The organism is Marinobacterium sp. xm-g-59, assembly GCF_013283315.1.
Classification (GTDB): Bacteria; Pseudomonadota; Gammaproteobacteria; order Pseudomonadales; family Balneatricaceae; genus Marinobacterium_E.
Window position 1 is genome coordinate 83,097 of the sequence record NZ_WBYR01000003.1, and the last position, 21,239, is coordinate 104,335.

Consider the following 21,239-nt stretch of genomic DNA (forward strand, 5'->3'; position numbering starts at 1 on the left):
GAAAAACATCAGTGGTGTTCTGGGGTCTCGGGTGAGACGTCGAACACCTCTTTAGTTAGCGCTTTCATTCCGTATACCAGCAACGAAATAGTTCCCCAGGTCAGACCCAGTACGACACCAGCATCGACAATGCCGCGCCAAGGTTGCGGGATAGAGTGCACCACAATGATCAACACAATGATAAATGTGGTCAGTGAATAGCTGACGATTTTGCGCTTCTTAGTGGTATGGAAGAACCCCATGCAAAAGAGCGGTGCGAGTACCAAACGCGCAGGCGTCACATGGTGACGAAGGTATCGCGCTCGAGCAGCGGCACGAGGTGAAAAGTTTTGCTGGAAGCCGCGATATCCCTCGGCAAAGCCCATAAAGACCAACGAGAAAGCCAGTGCCACCCAATGGCCAAAACTCAATTCAGCAAACGGAAGTTCCAAAGCCATAGGTGCTAAGCGATAGATTGCACTGCTCAACAGAGCAACAACGCCAACAATACCCCAAACAGCTGCAATTGAACCCAACATAGAGAGTCGCCTTATATTCAAACAAGCGGGCAAGTATAACGAATAGTCTGGTCCTGACAACCGGGTGCGTTATTTGTAGTCCGCTTTATCAAGACCGTACTTACGCATTTTGTCAGAGAGGGTTTTTCTGGGTAGACCTAAGGCCGCCAGCGTCTCTTTGATTGAGCCAGCATGACGCGCCAATTCGGTTTGAATCAACGTTTTCTCAAAGTACTCAACGCGATCAGGCAAGCTCATTACGGTGTTCTGATTACTCTCCAACTCGCCCGCTTCCCCGCAATTGAGCTCACCGAGTAGCACAAAACGCTCCGCCACATTGCGCAGTTCGCGCACGTTACCTGGCCAATCATAGGCGACAAGTTGCTGAATCTGCTCCGGTGTTAGCGGTTCGACTTCACGGCCAAACTGACCTGAGGCGACCAGAGCAAAGTGTTTAAACAGCAGTGGAATATCCTCACGCCGTTCCCGTAAGGCGGGTAGATCGACTCGAACGACATTGAGTCGATAGTAGAGATCCTCTCGGAAATCGCCCTGGTCGGCAGCCTCACGCAGGTCCACTTTAGAGGCGGCGATGACTCTTAAGTCCAGTGAAATAGGGTCGTTCGAACCTAAACGCTCAATGACACGCTCCTCCAACACACGCAGCAGTTTAATCTGCAAAGAGATCGACATGCTTTCGATCTCGTCTAAGAACAGTGTTCCACCTTGAGCATGCTCTAACTTACCAATTCGACGATTTTTGGCGTCGGTAAAGGCGCCCGCCTCATGGCCAAAGAGTTCACTCTCAATTAGGTTTTCAGGAACCGCCCCACAGTTAATGGCGACAAAGTTGGCCCCGCGACGGCTGCTGTTTTCATGGATATAGCGAGCTAGCAGATCTTTACCCGCTCCGGTCTCACCGTGAATCAAAATATCCGCAGGGGTATCAGCAACCGCTCGAACAATATTACGCAGCTGTTGAATGCGCGGACTGGCGCCAATTAAACGAGGGCCTGCCGCGTTGTGAGTGGCTAGTTCCTCTTTAAGCGCTCGGTTTTCGAGAGTTAACGAGCGCTTTTCGATCGCACGACGTACGACATCAATCAGCAGCTCAGAGGCAAAGGGTTTTTCAATGAAATCGTAGGCGCCATCACGGATCGCCGTTACCGCCATAGAGATGTCGCCATGACCGGTAATAATGATGACCGGAATATCAGAATCGATGGCTTTGATCTTAGCCTGTAGCTCTAAACCGGTCATACCCGGCATGTTGATATCGGTGACGACAATCCCCGACCAACCTGAACTGATGATACCCAACGCCTTTTCAGCACGATCACAGGTCACCACAGAGTAACCTTCAAGCTCCAGCGTTTGCCCAGCCGAATCCAAGATGTAGGCGTCATCATCTACCAGTAATACTTGAATCTCGTCAGCTCTAGACTCTGTCACTCGGACTCCTTAGTTGCTTGTGCACTGGGTGGTTGAGCCCTATTTAGAAGAATACGAAACTCGGCGCCACCCTCGGGTAAGTTGTGGGCGCTAAGCATACCACCAAGCGACTCGACAATCCGCTGCGAAATAGAGAGACCAAGCCCCAAACCAAGCCCATGCTCTTTTGTGGTAAAAAATGGTGTAAAGATCTGCTCTAACGCCTCATCACTTAAACCGGGTCCGGTATCGCATACAGAGATGGCGATCTGCTCCCCGAGAAACTCTGTACGAACCTGAATCTGCTTATCTTCACTCTGCTCCATCGCTTGAGCAGCGTTGTTGATCAGATTCACCATCACCTGCTCCATACGCAGAAGATCCGCTTTCAACCAAATTTGATCCGAGTTATCGGGCCAGGTGATCTCAACATTTTGACGCTCTAACTGCCCGTAAAGGATAGACATAGCCCCATCGCGCAGATCACGCAGCGACACACTACTCTGTTGCGGATCTTGCTTACGCGAGAACTCTTTCAGGGGGTGCAGTATGTTGGCCATTCGCTGCGTCAGATTGGCAATCTGCTGCAGATTGCTCGTGACTCGTTCTGCATTATTCAGTGTCTGAAACTTCAAGGCGTTATCGGCGTAATTGCGAATTGCCGTCAGTGGTTGATTCAACTCGTGGTTTATACCGGCTGACATCTGACCAATGGTCGCCAACTTAGCCGCCTGTACCAACTCGTTCTGAGTTAACTGGTGATTTTCGATCTCGGACAATAGCTTTTTGTTGGCGGCCTGAAGGTCCTGAGTACGCTCTGCAACACGACGTTCAAGCTCATTTTGTGCACGCTGTAAGGCCTGTAAATGCTCGCGACGTTCGGTGATATCAACCAAGGTGACAATCAGGTGATAACGGCCACTCTGCTCCATGTTACTGAGGGTCAGTTCAACCGGGATAACGCTACCATTAGCGTTGAGGCAATCCACCTCCAGCTTCAGATGCTGTTCACGGGTTGCGACCTCTAACTCAATATAGCGCTTCAGTAGTAACTGATCCTGCGGCGACAGTAGCTCATGAAACGGCTTGCCGATGATCTGATCCAAGCGATACCCCAGCAGTCTCTCCAGCACCGGATTAAAGTACTCAATCTTACCTTCTGTATCGATCAGAGAGAGGCCAACCTGAGTATTATTAATCACGCCTTCAATGCGCGCTTCCTGCTCTTTTCGAACTCGGCTTTCACGCTCAGTATAGCGCTGACGCTCAATGCGAATGCGGCGTCGCTGAAAGGCCACAAGACTGGCCAGAACGATCAACACACCCAGTATCGTGGTAATCAACTGCACCACCAATACGCGATCTTCAACCGTTTGCAGATTGGCGAGATGGCGAACGGTCAGACCAGTGTTAGAGATCTGGTCCGCCAACAGCAGATACTGTCGTGTGTCGAGCTCGGCCGATGCTGCAGGGTTGTCACTCTCATTGTGCAGCACAGTAATGATCTCAAACTGCTCATCCTCCACACTGCGTTTAGCAATATTCAAAGAATTAAGCGGCTGATCACCGTATCGAAGACTTTCGGCTATCCGCTTCATCTGCTCATCTGACAGCGGGCTGAGTGTCTTAAACATCCAATCTGGCTCGGTACTGATAACGATAACGCCATCCTCATCTGACACCATCACTTCGGTGGCCGGGTTGTTCCAGCGCTCTTCGATCTGATCCAAGTCGATCTTAACGACGACAACCCCAATGATTTCACCATTGCGGTGCATCGGGTGACTGAAGTAGTAGCCCCGTTTATTCGTCGTACTGCCCAAAGCAAAATAGCGCCCCGACTGCCCTTTCATGGCATCGGTGAAATAGGGCCTAAATGAGAAGTTCCGCCCAATAAAACTGGTCTCTTTAAACCAGTTGCTGGAGGCTCTGGTGTAGCCCGCACTGTCCATCACATAGATATCCAATGCATTGACCAGATCAACGGCTCGTTGCAGATAGAGATTCGCCTGCCCAACACGCTCCTCTTCGGCGCCAGTGACCGCATCAGCCAGTAATTCATGATCGGCTAACAGTTCGGGCAAGCTACGAAAACGATCCAGTCTCTGCTCCACTGACACTCGGTAACGATCAAGCTCACTGGAGGCCTGCTGATGCAGCTCCTCTAATGCCTGTTGACGGGTAAACAGGGTCAAGTAGATCAAAGAGACGACAAACAGCGTAAGCACACCTAGAATCACTTCGGGTCGGAAAGGTAAGAACTGTTTGGGCGTATAACGCTCGGGCATCGACTATCCTGTATAGGCGTTTTAAATAAACAGATATCGATTTTTCCACCTTGCAGGGCATCCCACAACCCCGATGTTGAATATGAAATTAAATCGTCTGCAATCCTCGTGGTTTCTGAAGGCTCTCTGATATACTTCGCCAACCAAGAGTAAGGAAGCTTCAAGGTGTTACAAGCAGTTAAAGAGAATCTGGATCGCCTCGTTGCAAGCGGTCATCAACATCTGTTGCGTGAGCTAGGTCACGGCATCGAGAAAGAGGCACTTCGAATCGACAGTGCCGGTCATATTGCCAAGACAGACCACCCCGCCGCGCTGGGTTCTACGCTGACCCATGGACAGATCACGACCGACTACTCTGAAGCTCTGATGGAGTTCATTACCGGAGTCAGCACCGATGTGCGCGACTCACTCAAAGAGCTGACCGAACTGCATCAATTCACCTACTCTTTACTAGGTCATGAATCGCTCTGGTGTGCCAGCATGCCCTGTGCGATCAAATCGGTAGATGACATACGCATTGCCGAATACGGCAGCTCCAACATTGGACAACTGAAGTACATCTATCGTGTGGGCCTTGAGCATCGTTACGGAAAGATGATGCAGACCATCGCAGGCATTCACTACAACTTCTCGATTTCGGAAGCCTTCTGGCCAGCGTGGAAACAGGTGTGCGACTCGGAACTTAGCGACCAAGATTTCGCCTCCGATCGTTACTTTGCACTGATTCGTAACTTCCGTCGTTACAGCTGGTTGCTGCTCTACCTGTTCGGTGCATCACCGGCTGTCAGCAAAGATTTCTTGCACTCTGTAGAGCACCACCTAGAGCCTCTCGACGATGATACCTATTACCTCCCCTACGCAACGTCACTGCGTATGAGTGATCTGGGCTATTCAAACAGAGCCCAAGAGGGGCTGAACGTCTGCTTCAACCATCTTGATACCTACTCAGACTCTCTTCAGGCTGCGATACACCAACCGCACCAACCCTATGAAGCGATTGGTATTAAAGTCGATGGCCAGTATCGCCAGCTCAACTCCAATGTGTTGCAGATTGAGAATGAGTACTACAGTGACATTCGTCCGAAACGCGTTGCCTTCAGCGGTGAAAAACCTGTCCACGCACTGATGGAACGAGGGGTTCAGTACATCGAAGTACGTAACACCGATATCAACCCACTGCTGCCGATTGGTATCGATCTGCAGCAGAGCCTCTTTATGGACGCCTTCCTGTTAACCTGTTTATTTGCAGGTGAGCAACTACTTACTAGCACTGAATGCGCTATGGTAGCTCACAACAAAGACAAGATTGTCTCTGAAGGGCGTCGCCCAGGTCTGATGCTTGAGACTCTTGAGGGCGAAGTGTCACGTGAGCAGTTTGCTCGCGACATCCTCGATCAGGTGACTCTGGTCGCTGAATTACTCGATCAGATCCACGGCGGAAATGCCTATCAACAAGCGGTTCAGAAACAGTATGAACTGGTAGCTGATCCGCAGCTGACTCCTTCAGCTAAAATTATTAGCGAGCTGAAATCGAGCTCACTCACCTTCCAACAGTGGACGCTCAAAATGGGACAGGTGCACCACGAGACCCTGTCACGCGAACCGCTTGATCCAGCTGTTAAACATCGACTAACTGAAGAGGCTGAACAGTCACTGGCCAAACAGCGCGATGCTGAATCACAAGATGAAGCACCCTTTGATGAATTCCTTCAGCACTACCTAGCCTCCTAAGTGGAACTTAGTTATCACTTGCCAGCACTCTATCGATCGGCATAGACTGAAATCTCAGTTGGAGGTTTTGTTATGTTAGAGAACTGCAAAGATGCTCGTGAACGCTGGGGCGGTGTCAGCACCATTATTGACCATTGGCTGGATGAACGTGCCGCGTTAATTCGAATTCTAATGGAAATTCCCCATACTCAAGTGGGCGAAGAGTTGGATGCGCGACTGGGTGAATTTTGCCAACTCTTGGTAGACTACCTCTCATCAGGACACTTTGAAGTTTACCAACAGCTGGTAGCAGAGGGAGAAGCCTTCAGCGATTCACAACTAGCAGAGGCTCAAGCACTCCTTCCCAAGATTCAGATTTCAACCGATCTTGCGCTCGATTTTAACGACCGTTTCTCTGATCTGCCTGCAGCGACCGTTGAAGATATCCGCTACTTCAGCGAACAGGTCTCTAAACTGGGCGAAGCCTTGGCTGATCGATTTGAGTTAGAGGATCAGATGATCGCCATGCTGCATGAGACACATCGCGAAGCCGTTAGCTAAATTTGCGGGACACTGAAACAAAAAAGGCTGCCCAAATGGCAGCCTCTTTTATATATGAGCAATTTACTCAGCCGGATTGATCGCAAGCAGTTCAACTTCGAACACTAGCGTCGCGTTTGGTCCGATCATACCGCCAGCACCGCCAGGGCCGTAAGCCAGATCAGATGGGATCACTAGACGTCCTTTACCACCCTCTTTAATCATCTGCAGACCTTCAGTCCACCCTTTGATAACGCCAGACAGCGGGAAGGTCACTGGTTCGCCACGACCGTAAGAGCTATCGAACTCTTGGCCATTGATCAGCATACCTTTGTAGTGCACTTTGACGTTATCTTCTGCTGTTGGTGTAGGGCCTGCGCCCTCTTCCAAAATCTCTACCTGAAGACCCGTATCAGTAGTGACAACACCTTCACGCTTAGCATTCTCTGCCATGAAGTCTTGGCCATTTTTCAGGTTAGCATCCGCTAGTGCTTGCTCTTTCGCCTGTTCAGCTTCTAGCTTTTTCGCTTGGAATGCCATCATCACATCAGACAGCTCCTGCATGGTCATCAACGGCTTGTTGCCTTCGAACATGTCCTTAACACCCTGACTCAGTAGATCGTAGTCAAGAGAGTCGAAATCAGCCATTAGACGCTCACCAAGTACCAAGCCCATGCCGTAACTCAACTTTTGATCATCGGTCGTAAGTTCAGTCGCCTGAGAAGGTGTCGCTAGCATTGCAGAAGATAGAGCAAGCGCTAATACCGCTTTTTTCATTGGAAAATCCTTATTCGTGTTATCAATGAGACCAGTGTCTCTGAATGAGATGAAAGAAACATTAAAACCTATACACCGCAGGATTAAAACCCATTAGGTTTGCGGTTTCAGGCGTTGAAGAACGGCATCCTTATCCTGATCAATATCACTGACGCCGGCTGAGACTCTGTCCAAATTAGATTGCGCTGTTATCAGGTTCATCGCTTTAGGCTTGGGCGCAAGCCACTGATGAAGCATCGCTATCTCGACGCGCTCCATGTTCAGCTCCACCCCTTTTAAATGCTGATACAGGGCTTCAAGTTCGGGGTAGTCATTAAGCTGAGGTTTTAACGACATACGCTGCGACCGAATCGGCAAAATTTTTTGATGCCACGCCTCAATAGCGTCGGGAACCGAATCAGGCCATTCGATCTGCTCAGAAGCCGACCAGAGCGCGGCCAACATTAAATTGACTCGCCCACCTTTCGACTGAATCGATAGCATCGGCTTAGCGACTGACGGGTAGATCTCTAGGGCGAAAGACCACAAAGGGTTGTCGAGTTTTAATCCTGAAGGAACCACGATATCTCCAAATATAAGGAATCTAACAGAGAGGATTACGGCCCTTGCTGTGATAGACTTGCCGCCCATGATACGACTTGAACAGCTCAGTTTACAACGTGGCGCCCAGCGCCTAATTGACCACGCCGACCTAAACATCCATTTTGGTTGGAAGGTCGCCCTTATTGGTGCCAATGGCGTCGGTAAATCGAGTCTATTTAAGCTGATTCTAGGTGAGCTATCACAGGACACCGGGGAGCTACACAAACCCGCTCCTGGCAAGATTGCGCATATGGCCCAAGAGGTCTCCAGCAGTGATCGTTGCGCGTTGGATTATGTACTCGATGGTGACAAGGAGCTGCGCCAGCTGCAGAGCAAACTGGCCATTGCCGAGCAGGAACATAGCCCAGAGTTAGGTGAGCTTTACGCACAACTGGATGCCATTGATGGCTACCGTGCCGAATCCCGCGCCCACACTCTACTCAATGGTTTAGGCTTTGCACCTAATGACGCTAGCAAACCCGTTCAGAGTTTTTCGGGTGGTTGGCGCATTCGTCTTAACCTTGCTCAGGCATTGATGTGCCGATCTGAACTGCTACTACTGGATGAACCGACCAACCACTTAGATTTGGATGCCACCATCTGGCTAGAGCAGTGGTTGAATCAATACCCAGGCACCCTGATTCTGATTTCGCACGACCGCGCCTTTGTCGATGCAACCGCTAACCAAGTCGTACACCTCTATCAGCAACAGCTCACCCTGTATAAAGGCAACTACTCCGCTTTTGAACGCATGCGCGCTGAACGACTCGCGCAACAACAAGCCGCTTACGACAAGCAGCAGGCACAAATAGCACACATCGAAAGCTTTGTGCGTCGATTTAAAGCCAAGGCGAGCAAAGCCAAACAGGCGCAGAGCCGCATTAAAGAGCTAGAGCGCATGGAGATGATCTCCGCGGCACACATCGATTCACCGTTTAGTTTTCGATTCGACTGTTCCGACAAACTCTCATCGCCCCTGCTGAATCTCTACAACACGGAACTGGGTTACAGCGAACAGAGTAAAATTCTTAACGGTGTATCACTTAGTCTTGTACCCGGTCAGCGAATTGGCCTACTGGGTAGAAACGGCGCTGGTAAATCGACCCTAGTCAAAAGCTTGGTCGGAGATCTACCTCTAATCAGTGGCGAGCGCTCCTGTGGTGAGCATCTAAAGATTGGCTACTTCGCACAGCATCAGCTCGAAGCACTGGATATGAACGCCTCGGTTCTGTTGCATCTGCAGCGTATTGCTCCTAAGGCAACCGAAGCTCAACTGCGTTCGTTTGCCGGTTCTTTTGGTTTCAGTGGCGATGATGCACTGGATCCGATTGGACGTTTCTCTGGCGGTGAAAAGGCTCGCCTTGCATTAGCATTGATCGCTTGGCACAAACCCAATCTGCTGCTGCTCGATGAGCCCACCAACCACCTGGATCTGGAAGTTCGTCACGCACTGACTCTAGCCCTTCAGGACTTTGAAGGCTCGATTATCTTGGTGTCCCACGATCGCCATCTACTGGCGAACACCGTCGATCAGTTTCTTCTGGTCGCCGAGGGCAAAGTGACCGAGTTTGACGGTGACCTCGATGATTACCACAAATGGCTAGCGACCCAACGGCAAGAGGACTCTTCACCGGTCATCGCATCGGAAGGCCGCTCACAAAGCGCCGCCGATCGGAAAGAGCAGAAACGCATCGAGGCTGAAAAACGCTCTAAATTACGCCCTTTGCGAAAAGCGCTTGAGAAGCTTGATGCGAAAATGGAGAAGCTCAATCAATCGTTGGAAGCCCTAGAGTCACAGCTTGCCGACACGGATCTGTATACGGATCAACGCAAAGATGAGTTAAAGGCCCTACTAAGCCAGCAGGCCGAAGCTAAAAGCGAATTAGAGGGTGTTGAGCTGGAGTGGTTTGAAACTCAAGAGCAGCTCGAAGAGCTTGAACAAGAGCACGCCTAGGCTAAATTCGACTCACTCGGGTCACTTGCTTAATAGCACGCAGCTTTTTCATAACCCGCGCCAGATGAACACGGTTGGTCACTGTCAGTTCAATGGTAACGGCATTCATCTGACCATCTTTCTCGCCTGACAGTAGCTGATTGACGTTCCCGCCTACTGAAGAGACCGCCATCGCCAGCTGTGCGATGATGCCTCGTTGTGATTCAACCTGAACTTCTAAAACGGTGGTGTACTCATCCTCACCTGTTTCGCCCCACTCGATGTAGATGTTGCGATTGGTGGTCTCGTCACGCTTACCGTTGAGGTTGCGACAGTCAGAGCGGTGCACCACCAAGCCACGTCCTGCCGAGATATTACCGACAATATTGTCGCCAGGAATGGGGTAACAACAGCGAGCAAAGTGCATGACCATGCCTTCTGCACCCCGAATCGAGATCGGTTTACCGTCTGTACCAATAAGTGATTCTGGTTCGTCAGATTCACCATCCGTCGGTTGTAGACGCTGAGCGATGACGTAAGCCATTCGATTACCCAATCCGATATCTTCTAACAGATCATCGAGAGTCTCGAAGTTCAAATCTTGTAACAGCTTGTCCAGCTTATTCTGATCAAGCTGTTGATCACTGATCTCATATTGAGCCAAGTACTGGTTCAACAGGCGACGACCCAACTCGATCGACTCATGCTGTTTTTGGTTCTTCAAGAAGTGGCGAATCGCTGTCCTTGCTTTACCGGTCACAACAAAGTTGAGCCAAGCCATATTGGGTTGGGCACGTGGGGTTGTGATGATCTCAACGGTCTGACCGGTTTTCAGCGGCTCTGACAGCGGCGATAGATGTCGATCAACACGACAGGAGATACAGGAGTTACCCACGTCGGTATGAACCGCATAAGCAAAGTCGACCGGGGTTGCCCCTTTCGGTAGCTCAAGAATGCGTCCCTTCGGAGTGAAGACATAGACCTCATCTGGGAACAGCTCTTTCTTAACGCTGTCGATGAACTCCATCGAGTCACCGGCAGCCTGCTGCATTTCAAGCAGGCCTTGTAGCCATTTGCGCGCACGGTTGTAAGAGCCTTCGGCACTGCTGCCATCGCCACTCTGTTTGTAGTGGCTGTGTTCGGCAATACCCTGCGCAGCGACGGCATCCATCTCATGGGTTCTGATCTGTACCTCAATAGTAATATCGCGTGCACCAAACAGATCGGTATGCAGCGATTGGTAGCCATTTGCTTTTGGGATAGCAATGTAATCTTTGAAGCGCCCCGGTACGGGTTTAAACAGGTTATGTACTGCGCCTAAAATTCGGTAACAGTTATCAACAGATGTCGTAACAATACGAAAAGCGAACACATCCATGATGCTGGCAAAACTGCGATTTTCGCTCTTCATTTTGCGATAGATTGAGTAGAGGTGTTTCTCACGGCCGGTCACTTCACCGACTAACTCCTCCTGTTTCAAGCGGCGATTAATGGCCTCCTGAATCTCAGAGATAATATCTTTACGCTGCCCCCGCGCTTGCACCACCGCACGGCGAATGTACTTAGCACGCATCGGGTGGAAAGATTTAAACGCTAAATCCTCTAGCTCTACCTGAACATCACGCATACCCAAACGGGCTGCAATCGGTGCGTAGATATCCAGAGTCTCTTTAGCGATACGACGCTGTTTATCTGGGCGCATAGCACCCAACGTACGCATATTGTGAAGACGATCCGCTAGCTTAACGATGATGACGCGAATATCTTCTGCCATCGCTAAGACCATCTTCTGGAAGTTTTCTGCCTGCGCTTCCGCTTTGCTCTCGAACTCAAGATGCGTCAGTTTAGATACACCATCAACAACTCGTGCAACGGTTTCACCAAACTGGCCAGAGATACCGTCAAAATCGATCTCAGTATCTTCGATGACATCGTGCAACATGGCTGCTATTAGACAGTCGCGATCCATGTGCATCTCAGCAAGAACACTGGCAACGGCTAGGGGATGGGTAACGTAGGGCTCACCACTTTTACGACGCTGACCATCATGGGCCTGTTCCGCGTAAAAATAAGCACGCCTTACCTTTCGGATCTCATCGGAGTCCAAATATTCGGTAAGGCGTTCAGATAGAGCGTCTATAGTGGGCATCAGTTATCGCTTAACAAACAATATGATAAGGATGATGCCCCACTTTGAAGAGAGTTGGAAGAGTTAGTCTAGAACTGGCTCGTCAAGGACAGCGCGAGTTGTATGACCTTCAGCGATTTCACGAAGAGCAACAACCGTTGGTTTGTCATTTTCCCATTCAACTTTAGGATCTTGACCACCAGTAGCGATCTGACGCGCACGTTTAGACGCAACCATTACAAGTTCAAAACGGTTATCAAGATTGTCTAGGCAATCTTCTACAGTAACACGTGCCATGAGTAACCTCTTTAAAGAGTAGTAACAAATTCGAACCGGCGATTGTACAGAGTTTAGGCAGCTCTCTACAAGAGTTCAGCGAGTAAACTTTGCTGCGCCTGCTGTTGAACCACCATTTCTAAACGATTTGCGGTAAATATTGCGGCCAATTGATCCAGTGCGGTGTCGAATTGGTCGTTAATCACCAAGTAGTCAAAGTCGCCGTAGTGGCTCATCTCAGATTCAGCTTGCGCCATACGACCGGCAATCACCTCGTCGCTGTCGGTGCCGCGACCGGTCAAACGACGCAGAAGCTCCTCACGACTCGGGGGCAAAATGAATATAGAGCGCGCTTCGGGCATCTTTTGACGAACGATTTCAGCACCCTGCCAGTCGATCTCGAGAATCACATCGATACCCTGAGCCAGTTGCGACTCCACCCAGCCTTTGGATGTACCGTATTTATTGGTGAAGACTTCAGCGTACTCGAGAAACTGTCCCGCTTCGATCAGACGATCAAATTCCGTTAGATCAACGAAGTTGTAGGCAACACCATCTTCCTCGCCAGGACGAGCAGCACGGGTAGTGTGAGATACCGACACACGAATGCACTCGTCACGCTCCAACAGTGCTTTAACGAGACTGGTTTTACCGGCACCGGAGGGTGCAGAAATGATGTAGAGGAAGCCCTGAGCTGCTTGCATAACAAAAACCCTGATTACTGAGTCGCGAATAATATAACAACTCAGCGCGTCTGTTTAGGGATAGATCAGTAACGCAGCTTACCGTTTTTACGGAATTCACTCGGCGTCATGCCGCGCACTTCCATAAACCTACGGTTAAAGTTTGCGACGTTGTTAAAGCCGACGCTGTAACAGATAGTAGAGATGTACTGATCCGTATCGAGTAGCAGTTGACTGGCCTTGTTGATCCGCATGCGCGTGACAAAGTCAGTAAAGGTATTGCCTGTCGCTTTCCGGAAATAGCGAGAGAATCGGCTCTCACTCATACCAAACTTTTCAGCGACTTCCGCCATGTTGAAGTTGGTTGAGTAGTGTTCTGAGACGTAGCCAACAATTTCACTGATCTCATCAAGATGGTGTTGATCATCTCGACTCTGCAACTGCACAGACGAGAGCAGTCGGTAGTTTTCATGCTTGGCCAAAACAGCCATTAACTCAATGAAATTGGCCAGGCGATCCATACCTGAGCTGACTTTTATGCGGTCCATCATCGCCTCAACTTGAGCGCTGATACCGTAGAATTCAACCCCGTTAGCCGCACGATCCAGGAAATTCATTAAAGAACGCATTTCCGGAATCAATTCAGCACTGCGCACAAGCGGTTCGCGACGGAACTGCAACACCTTGTCACGCACTTCAACATGATCTTGGCCGTTAGGGTATTCCGTGGAGATCCAGTTATGAGGTAGATGAGGCCCGGTCAGGACAAGCTGACCCGGTTGGAAGTGACCAATGTAATCACCGACAAAGACTTTGCCTTTGGTTTCAGTGATCAAATGAAGTTCATACTCTTCGTGAAAGTGCCAACGAATCAGCTGGTGAGGTGCACCATGCTCCAAAAAGCGAATAAAGCCCTCATCAATCTGCTCCTCATAACCGAGGTCAGGATGACGGTGAAAATCACTCTCTTTTTCTGGCGGTCTAATGACCTTCAAATCATTTGTTTGCATATGCACCTCGATGCTGACTCAGTCAGCTTATTATCAACGCCCCTCCCGACGTTCAATAAATTCATTCACCTGTTGGTAAGCGCTTCTCATTGCGGCCAACAAAATCTCATTGCCTGCCAACTCATTGAATAGCAGGCGCTCAGCAACAAAAGCATTTACCGGATCTTCTGCACCAACAATCGCGTCAGCCACTGCAGCATCCATTAGCTGATCTTCGTAAGTGTAAGGGATATCCCCTCGACGCTCACGAATCAAGAAAGCTAAAAATAGAGCCGGAAGAATAGAGACCGATTTTAGATCTAATCCACGCTCTAAACCATCTCGAATGGTTGGCAGAATGAAACCGGGGATCTTCGAAAAACCGTCCATGGCAACTCGTGCGTTGGTATCTTGAATGTTCGGATTAGAGAATCTATCCAACACCACATCACGATATTTTGCCAAATCCAACGGGCAGTCTGGCAACGCTGGAATGACATTGTCGGTTACATAATTATAACCCAACTGACAGATCTCTTTATCCTGCGTACCTTCATGGATATAGTCCATACCGGCTAATGTACCCGCCCAAGCGATACAGCTATGCGTCGCGTTTAGACAGCGTATTTTAGCCTCTTCGTAGGGGCCTACGTCCTCAACCATCTCTACGCCGACTTTCTCCCAAGCGGGACGCCCTGCAATAAAGTGATCTTCAATAACCCATTGAATAAATGACTCACCCATCAGAGCGGATTTGTCATCTATACCCGTCGCAGCTTTGACACGCTCTACCACATCAGCGGTTGGGCGCGGTGTAATTCGATCCACCATCGCATTGGGCGCTGAGGTATTGTTTTCGACCCAAGCTTTTAGCTCTGTCTCGTTACGCAGATCTAAAAACTGTAGGAAACCTTTCATGAAGCGATCACCATTCGAACGAAGGTTGTCGCAGTTCATTAGAGTAACAGGACCTGCACCCGCCGCTAAACGAGCCTTTAACAAACGCGCCAAAGCGCCGTAAAGCGTAACAACTGTCTCACCTTTAAGGTCAGTGACCAGGTCTGCATAGCTTTGATCCAGCTGATCTTGTGAGTCTAGGTAGTATCCCGCTTCAGTAACGGTAAATGAGATGATCTTTGTCTTCTCATCCACAGCGACCTCTGTCAGACCATTGAGCTCAGCATCGAATGGAATGATCTGTTTAATCGCCTCAATACGCTTATAGTCACGCTCACCCTGAGGCGTCACTGTCTCAAGCGTGTAAGCACCTGACGAGGCTTGAAGGGCTGCAATCGTATCGGCCATGTCAGGACGAATATTACCCCCGGCTAGAACCCAAGATTGATCACCCAGATCATGTAACCACTGCAAATAGAGCGCTTGGTGGGCTCGATGAAAAGAGCCCAAGCCTAAATGCAGGTTAATATTAGGTTGTGTATTACTCATACCGAGACCTCAGCGAATCGCCTCACCCTTCGCATCAAATTGATGCAGGTGAGAAGCGTCGTAATTGATTGAGACAGAGTCACGAACTTTGATGCTTGGCTGCTCATACTGGCGAACAATCAATTTCTCGCCACTACCTTCAAGGCAGACGTGAATCAGCGTTTCGTTACCCAGGGCTTCGATCAATTCAACCTGACCGGAAATAGCACCTTGTCCCGCATCCACAATAGAGAAATGCTCTGGGCGCACACCCACATCGACCGCATCGGCAGAGATACCGCTGAAGTAACTCGCAGAGAGTAGGTTCATCTGAGGCTGACCAATAAATTGAGCAACAAACTTGTTTGCAGGTGCTTCGTATAGTTCCATCGGCGTACCGACCTGTTCAATTACACCACCTTGGAGGACAACCACTCGATCAGCCAGTGTCATTGCTTCGACCTGATCGTGTGTTACGTAGATGCTAGTCGCGTTCAAATCACGGTGTAGCTCTGCAATCTCTACACGTGTTTGACCACGAAGAGCAGCATCAAGGTTTGATAGCGGCTCATCGAACAGGAATACTTTTGGCGAACGAACAATCGCACGACCGATCGCGACACGCTGACGCTGACCACCTGAAAGTTCCTTAGGAGTGCGCTTCAAGTAGGGCGTTAGGTTCAGCGTCTCTGCAGCCTTAGCGACCTTTTGATCAATAATCGACTGTTCTTCACCTTTGATACGCAGAGCGAACGACATATTCTCTTCAACCGTCATGTGTGGGTAGAGAGCGTATGACTGGAAAACCATCGCCAAATCACGCTTAGATGGAGCCTGGTGAGTGATCTCATTGCCATCTAACACTAGATCGCCATCGTTGATCTCTTCTAGACCGGCAATCATGCGAAGCAGCGTGGATTTACCACAACCGGATGGACCTACGAATACAATGAATTCGCCTTTGTTGATGGTAAGGTTAACCCCTTTGATCGCGTGTACATCGCCGTAGTACTTATCGACGTTTTTTAATTCTAAATATGACATGTGTAAAAACTCCAAATACTTACTTCACGGCGCCGAAAGTCAGGCCTTGAACCAACTGTTTCTGTGAGAACCAACCGATCACAACGATTGGTGCAATAGCCATTAGGGACGCTGCAGAGAGCTTCGCCCAAAACAGGCCTTCAGGGCTTGAGTAACTGACCATCATGGTTGCCAACGTACCAGCATCTGCTGCCCCGAGGTTTAGCGCCCAAAATGCTTCATTCCACGCCAGTACCAGACATAAGAGGCCAGTAGAGGCTAGACCACCAATACCCAGTGGAAGCAACACATGGCGAAACTCCTGCCAAACCGAAGCACCGTCCATACGCGCAGCTTCTAAGATTTCGTGTGGAATATCTTTAAAGTAGGTGTAGAGCATCCAAACCATAATAGGCAGGTTCATCATGGTGAAGATGATGACCAAAGCCGTCTTGGTATCTAACAGACCGAGTTGTTGGAAGATGACATAGATCGGAAGCAACGCACCGACTGCAGGCATAAACTTAGTTGATAGCATCCACAACAACAGACCATTAGTGCCCTTGGTAGGCGAAAACGCCATACTGTAAGCAGCAGGTGCAGCAATCAGTAGACCTAAGACAGTTGAAACAACCGAAGTGACCACAGAGTTCCAGGCAAACTGGACGTAGTCAGAGCGCTCGTTAACGACATGGAAGTTCTCCAGTGTCGGCTCAAAGGCCCAAAGACTAGGAACAGCGATAGCCTGCAGCTCTGTTTTGAACGCTGTAAAGCCCATAAATATAAGTGGAAAGAAGAGCAGCAACGCAATACCCCAAGCTGCTGCCGTTCTAGCAATAAGGGCTGGAGTCCATTTAGATTTTTTAGTACTCATCTTACTTCTCCAGATTTTTGCCGATGATACGGATCAAAAAGATCGCAACGATATTCGCTAGGATGATGGCAAAGACCGCGCCAGCTGATGCAACACCAATATCGAATGCCTGCAAAGCCTCATTGAAAATCAAGTAAGCAAGGTTGGTACTCTGTGTACCTGGACCACCGTTCGTGGTTGTGAAGATCTCTGCAAAGACAGACAGTAAGAAGATCACTTCAATCATGATGACAACAGAGATCGGACGAGCTAAGTGAGGTAGATACATGTAACGGAATTTCTGCCAGTAATTGGCACCGTCCATTTCAGCTGCTTCAAGCTGCTCGCGATCCATCGATTGCAGTGAGGTCATAAGAATCAAACAGGCAAAAGGGAGCCACTGCCAGCTGATCATTATGATGACTGAAAAAAGTGGCAGATCTTGAAGCCAGTTGATCGGGGTTAGCCCAAAAAATGTCCAAACTTGAGCCAACACACCATAAATAGGGTTCATCATCATGTGTTTCCACAAAAGTGCATTGACGGTTGGCATGACAAAGAACGGAGAAATAAGTAGCAGACGAACAATACCTCGCCCGGGGAATGTTTCATTGATGAGAAGCGCTATCGCTAATCCACCAATCACAGTAATAGCAACTGTCGAAGCAAGCAGAACCAAGGTATTGATAATGGCATCACTGAATGCAGGGTTGGTGATCATGAACTCGTAGTTCATCCACCCAGCAAAACCGGTGCTATCTGGTTGCATCAAGTTATAGAAAATCGACGAAAAATAGATCGTCAAAGCCAGTGGCACGACCATCCAGATCAACAGTGTGATCACAGCTGGACTTAGTAGTAACCGAGGCATTAAGCGACTGCTTCGAGATTGCGAAGACATAATAAATTACCGTAAATAGATCAGAAAAAGTGCCCCCAGCTAAAGATTAGCTGGGGGCTTTTTAGGGTAAAAGAATACTGAAACCCTAAATTACAGCTTGCTTAGTAGTAGCGAGCTTTACGCATTTCGCGGTCAGCGTAAGCCTGTGCTGCAGCCAACGCCTCTTCTACACTTTTCTCACCTGCAAGAGCAGCAGCGAACTGCTGACCAGCCGCTGTACCGATAGCCTGGAACTCAGGAATCGCAGCAAATTGAACACCTGTGTATGGTGTTTTCTCGAAGGTAGAGTCGTATGGATTTGCGCTGTTGATAGCATCCATCTCAGCGCTTGCGAAGTTAGCAGCTGCCTGGAATTTCTCGTTAGCGTAAGTCGATGCACGAGTACCAGTTGGAACACGGCCCCAACCGTTAGTCTCACCAACTAGGTTGATGTAGTCAGCAGATGTAGACCACTCTAGGAACTTCATTGCAGCATCTTTCTTCTCAGAAGAGGCTGGGATACCTAGAGCCCAAGCCCATAGCCAGTTTGCACCACGTTTAGTTTTCTGAACTGGAGCCTGTGCATAAGCAATTGAGTCAGCTACTTTTGACTGGGCTGGATCAGATACGAAAGATGCAGCGATTGTTGCGTCAACCCAAGAGCCACACTTACCTTCGTTCATTAGAGCAAGGATTTCGTTGAAGCTGTTAGCTGTTGAACCTGGAGGGCCGTACTTAGTCATTAGGTCGACATAGAAGTTAATAGCAGCATTCCACTCAGCAGAGTCTAGCTGTGGCTTCCAGTTCTCATCAAACCAACGCGCACCGAAAGTGTTAGCAATCGTTGTGATGAATGCAGCATTGTCACCCCAACCTGGCTTACCACGAATACAAGTACCGTACACACCATTTTCTGGGTCATGCATTGCAGCGATTGCCTGCTCCATATCTGCCCAAGTTGGGTTGTATGGAAGAGTGATACCTGCTTTATCTAGTAGGTCTTTACGGTACATAACCATAGACGACTCACCGTAGAACGGAGCAGCGTATAGGTTACCTTCGTGAGATAGACCACCGCGCATCGCTGGTAGGATATCGTCTACGTTGTACTCAGCAGAGAAATTTAGAGGCTCTAGCCACCCTTTCTCACCCCAGATAGGCGCTTCATACATACCAATAGTCATGATATCGAACTGACCACCTTTAGTTGCGATGTCAGTCGTAACACGTTGACGAAGAACACCCTCTTCAAGAGTTACCCACCTAACTTTGATACCAGTCTCTTCTTCGAACTTAGGCGTTAGCTTCTGCATCTCGATCATGTGACCGTTGTTTACAGTAGCGATTACTAGCTCAGTGCCGCCGTGTGATCCAGCGAACGCTTGAGTTGATAGCATTACGGCACCTGCAACGGCAGCCGAGAGCATTTTTACTTTCATGACGTACTCCTGTCGATTTTTTTCTTGTTTTGACACTAAATGTACTTTTATTCGCAAATTCGAATATAACCCTTAGCATCTGAGCAACACAGTAGCATTAGATTTTTTCAAACACTTATACAAAAAAACTCAATGATTGTATTTTATTGCAATTCTATTTCGCATATGCGTTAACCAGTGCAATATAGTTTATAAATACGTCAAATAATGCAAAGTTTCGACGTTGAATATAGCCAATGCATTTTTTGGAATAAAAATAGTAGGTAGTTGAAATGTATTTAGGACTCGACCTAGGAACCTCTGGGGTTAAAGCCCTGTTAATGGATGACTCACAGCAGGTTGTGGGCAGCGAAACTGCTTCGATCACTGTCTCAAGACCTCACCCGGGTTGGTCAGAACAGGACCCTGCCGACTGGATTGCGGCCTGTGAAGAAGCGATTACTAAACTGAAAAGTCATCACCCAGAAGAGCTTGCTGCAACGCGTGCTATATCATTTTCAGGCCAGATGCACGGTGCCACACTGCTGGATGCTGAGGGCGAAGTACTTCGTCCATCTATTCTTTGGAACGACACTCGCAGCTACAAAGAGGCCGCTGAATTGGATGCTATGCCAGAATTTAGACAAGTATCGGGCAACATCGTATTCCCAGGTTTTACGGCACCCAAACTCGTATGGGTAGCAAAAAATGAACCCGAAATTTTTAACAAGGTAGCCAAGGTCCTTTTACCCAAAGACTACATTGCCTATTGGTTAAGTGGCGAATACATTTCTGAGATGTCCGATGCGGCCGGAACAAGCTGGGTAGATGTTAAGAATCGCTGCTGGTCAGAAGAACTTTTATCATTGAGTGGAATGACGCTTGATCAGATGCCTCGTCTTGTTGAGGGATCTGAAGCGGCAGGAAGGTTACGTACTGAGTTAGCCAGCAGATGGGGTTTGAGCAACGACGTAATCATTGGCGGCGGTGCAGGTGACAACGCAGCTTCGGCTATCGGCATGGGCGTTATTGATGAGGGCCAAGCCTTCCTCTCATTAGGCACTTCCGGCGTCCTATTTGCAGCGACCAATGGTTTTAAACCACTTCCAGAGAGCGCTGTTCATGCCTTCTGTCATGCCATCCCAAATACTTGGCACCAGATGGGGGTCATACTCTCTGCTACCGACGCACTGAATTGGTATGCCAGGCTAACGGGCAAGTCAGCAATAGAACTTGATGCCGCACTGGAGGCCGAGCCTAAGGGGCCTGCTAGCGTCACTTTTCTGCCCTATCTTTCGGGTGAACGAACGCCCCATAACGATGCGCAGGTAAGGGGGATGTTCATCGGCTTAGATCACAGTTCTGACCAGAAGCTACTGACTCAAGCCGTTATGGAAGGGGTCGCTTTTGCTACTCGCGATAATCTTGAAGCTCTTATTGCTGCAGGCTCATGCGTCAACGAGATCATTGCGGTAGGAGGCGGCTCAGGGTCAACGTTTTGGTTACAGACGCTGGCTAATATTCTGAACAGAACTCTGCTGCTTCCATCCGATGGGGATTTTGGTGCCGCCTACGGTGCGGCACGTCTAGCAATGCTGGCTCACCGGAAAGCTAGCCCTGAATCACTACTGACTCAACCTAAGATTGAAGCTCGCATTGAGCCAGATGCAACTCTGTTGAATCAATATGAAGCAGCCTATCAACGTTACCGCTCTCTTTACCCAGCAATTAAGTCACTGAATCTATAAAGAGTATGTTAGCGTAAAGCTTGGCTTTACCAATCTAGAATTAACGAAAACTTAGAAG

General features: G+C 49.1%; 18 protein-coding genes. 4 read left to right on the plus strand and 14 right to left on the minus strand.

All coding sequences use genetic code 11. From position 1 onward, the window contains the following. Nucleotides 1-8: 8 nt before the first annotated feature. The 3 genes from XMG59_RS04790 to XMG59_RS04800 all read right to left on the minus strand — a co-directional run bounded on the left by XMG59_RS04790 (nucleotide 9) and on the right by XMG59_RS04800 (nucleotide 4,216). Nucleotides 9-518, minus strand: a complete 510-nt coding sequence (locus tag XMG59_RS04790) for a hypothetical protein (RefSeq protein ID WP_173481737.1) — start codon at nucleotides 516-518, stop codon at nucleotides 9-11. Nucleotides 519-587: 69 nt separating this feature from the next. After that, complete coding sequence (locus XMG59_RS04795) at nucleotides 588-1,949, minus strand: sigma-54 dependent transcriptional regulator (RefSeq protein WP_173488788.1); 1,362 nt, start codon at nucleotides 1,947-1,949, stop codon at nucleotides 588-590. Continuing rightward, on the minus strand, nucleotides 1,946-4,216 hold the full coding sequence (locus XMG59_RS04800) for an ATP-binding protein (RefSeq protein WP_173488787.1): 2,271 nt from the start codon (nucleotides 4,214-4,216) through the stop codon (nucleotides 1,946-1,948). The genes XMG59_RS04795 and XMG59_RS04800 overlap by 4 nt, the downstream gene beginning before the upstream one ends. 165 nt (nucleotides 4,217-4,381) lie before the next feature. Here XMG59_RS04800 and gshA point away from each other — a divergent pair, with 165 nt between their 5' ends. Then, a complete protein-coding gene (gene gshA / locus XMG59_RS04805; RefSeq protein WP_173498307.1) occupies nucleotides 4,382-5,947 on the plus strand; it encodes a glutamate--cysteine ligase in 1,566 nt (521 codons plus the stop codon). A gap of 72 nt (nucleotides 5,948-6,019) precedes the next feature. Beyond that, the gene (rsd, locus tag XMG59_RS04810; RefSeq protein ID WP_173481733.1) at nucleotides 6,020-6,487 is read left to right on the plus strand and encodes a sigma D regulator; all 468 of its coding nucleotides are present in this window, start codon (nucleotides 6,020-6,022) and stop codon (nucleotides 6,485-6,487) included. Nucleotides 6,488-6,550: 63 nt separating this feature from the next. Here the strand turns inward: rsd and XMG59_RS04815 are convergent, their stop codons facing one another. Next, a complete protein-coding gene (locus XMG59_RS04815; protein ID WP_173482565.1) occupies nucleotides 6,551-7,243 on the minus strand; it encodes an FKBP-type peptidyl-prolyl cis-trans isomerase in 693 nt (230 codons plus the stop codon). A 93-nt stretch (nucleotides 7,244-7,336) separates the two neighbouring features. Continuing rightward, entirely contained in the window at nucleotides 7,337-7,804 is a 468-nt protein-coding gene (locus XMG59_RS04820) for a TIGR02444 family protein (RefSeq protein ID WP_173481731.1), read from the minus strand. Nucleotides 7,805-7,871: 67 nt separating this feature from the next. Between XMG59_RS04820 and XMG59_RS04825 the strand changes: the two genes are divergently transcribed. Next, nucleotides 7,872-9,779: an ATP-binding cassette domain-containing protein gene (locus tag XMG59_RS04825; protein ID WP_173481730.1), complete on the plus strand. Its 1,908-nt coding sequence runs from the start codon at nucleotides 7,872-7,874 to the stop codon at nucleotides 9,777-9,779. A gap of 1 nt (nucleotide 9,780) precedes the next feature. On the opposite strand, the gene spoT is transcribed toward XMG59_RS04825, so the two are convergent. The 9 genes from spoT to XMG59_RS04870 all read right to left on the minus strand — a co-directional run bounded on the left by spoT (nucleotide 9,781) and on the right by XMG59_RS04870 (nucleotide 19,454). After that, entirely contained in the window at nucleotides 9,781-11,907 is a 2,127-nt protein-coding gene (gene spoT / locus XMG59_RS04830; protein WP_173481729.1) for a bifunctional GTP diphosphokinase/guanosine-3',5'-bis pyrophosphate 3'-pyrophosphohydrolase, read from the minus strand. A gap of 63 nt (nucleotides 11,908-11,970) precedes the next feature. Next, nucleotides 11,971-12,183, minus strand: coding sequence for a DNA-directed RNA polymerase subunit omega (gene rpoZ, locus XMG59_RS04835; protein ID WP_173481728.1), 213 nt, complete (start codon nucleotides 12,181-12,183; stop codon nucleotides 11,971-11,973). 65 nt (nucleotides 12,184-12,248) lie between these two features. Further along, nucleotides 12,249-12,866, minus strand: coding sequence for a guanylate kinase (gmk, locus tag XMG59_RS04840; RefSeq protein WP_173498308.1), 618 nt, complete (start codon nucleotides 12,864-12,866; stop codon nucleotides 12,249-12,251). Between the two features lie 65 nt (nucleotides 12,867-12,931). Next, the gene (locus XMG59_RS04845) at nucleotides 12,932-13,855 is read right to left on the minus strand and encodes an AraC family transcriptional regulator (protein ID WP_173482567.1); all 924 of its coding nucleotides are present in this window, start codon (nucleotides 13,853-13,855) and stop codon (nucleotides 12,932-12,934) included. 33 nt (nucleotides 13,856-13,888) lie between these two features. After that, nucleotides 13,889-15,280 (minus strand): D-arabinitol 4-dehydrogenase, encoded by a 1,392-nt coding sequence (dalD, locus tag XMG59_RS04850; protein WP_173482568.1) that lies wholly within the window; start codon nucleotides 15,278-15,280, stop codon nucleotides 13,889-13,891. Between the two features lie 9 nt (nucleotides 15,281-15,289). After that, a complete protein-coding gene (locus tag XMG59_RS04855; RefSeq protein ID WP_173482569.1) occupies nucleotides 15,290-16,303 on the minus strand; it encodes an ABC transporter ATP-binding protein in 1,014 nt (337 codons plus the stop codon). A 19-nt stretch (nucleotides 16,304-16,322) separates the two neighbouring features. Continuing rightward, complete coding sequence (locus XMG59_RS04860; protein ID WP_173482570.1) at nucleotides 16,323-17,156, minus strand: carbohydrate ABC transporter permease; 834 nt, start codon at nucleotides 17,154-17,156, stop codon at nucleotides 16,323-16,325. Between the two features lies 1 nt (nucleotide 17,157). Beyond that, nucleotides 17,158-18,036, minus strand: a complete 879-nt coding sequence (locus XMG59_RS04865; protein WP_173498309.1) for a carbohydrate ABC transporter permease — start codon at nucleotides 18,034-18,036, stop codon at nucleotides 17,158-17,160. A gap of 101 nt (nucleotides 18,037-18,137) precedes the next feature. Then, nucleotides 18,138-19,454 (minus strand): sugar ABC transporter substrate-binding protein, encoded by a 1,317-nt coding sequence (locus XMG59_RS04870; RefSeq protein ID WP_173498310.1) that lies wholly within the window; start codon nucleotides 19,452-19,454, stop codon nucleotides 18,138-18,140. Nucleotides 19,455-19,726: 272 nt separating this feature from the next. Between XMG59_RS04870 and xylB the strand changes: the two genes are divergently transcribed. After that, complete coding sequence (gene xylB / locus XMG59_RS04875) at nucleotides 19,727-21,181, plus strand: xylulokinase (RefSeq protein WP_173498311.1); 1,455 nt, start codon at nucleotides 19,727-19,729, stop codon at nucleotides 21,179-21,181. Nucleotides 21,182-21,239: the final 58 nt, after the last annotated feature.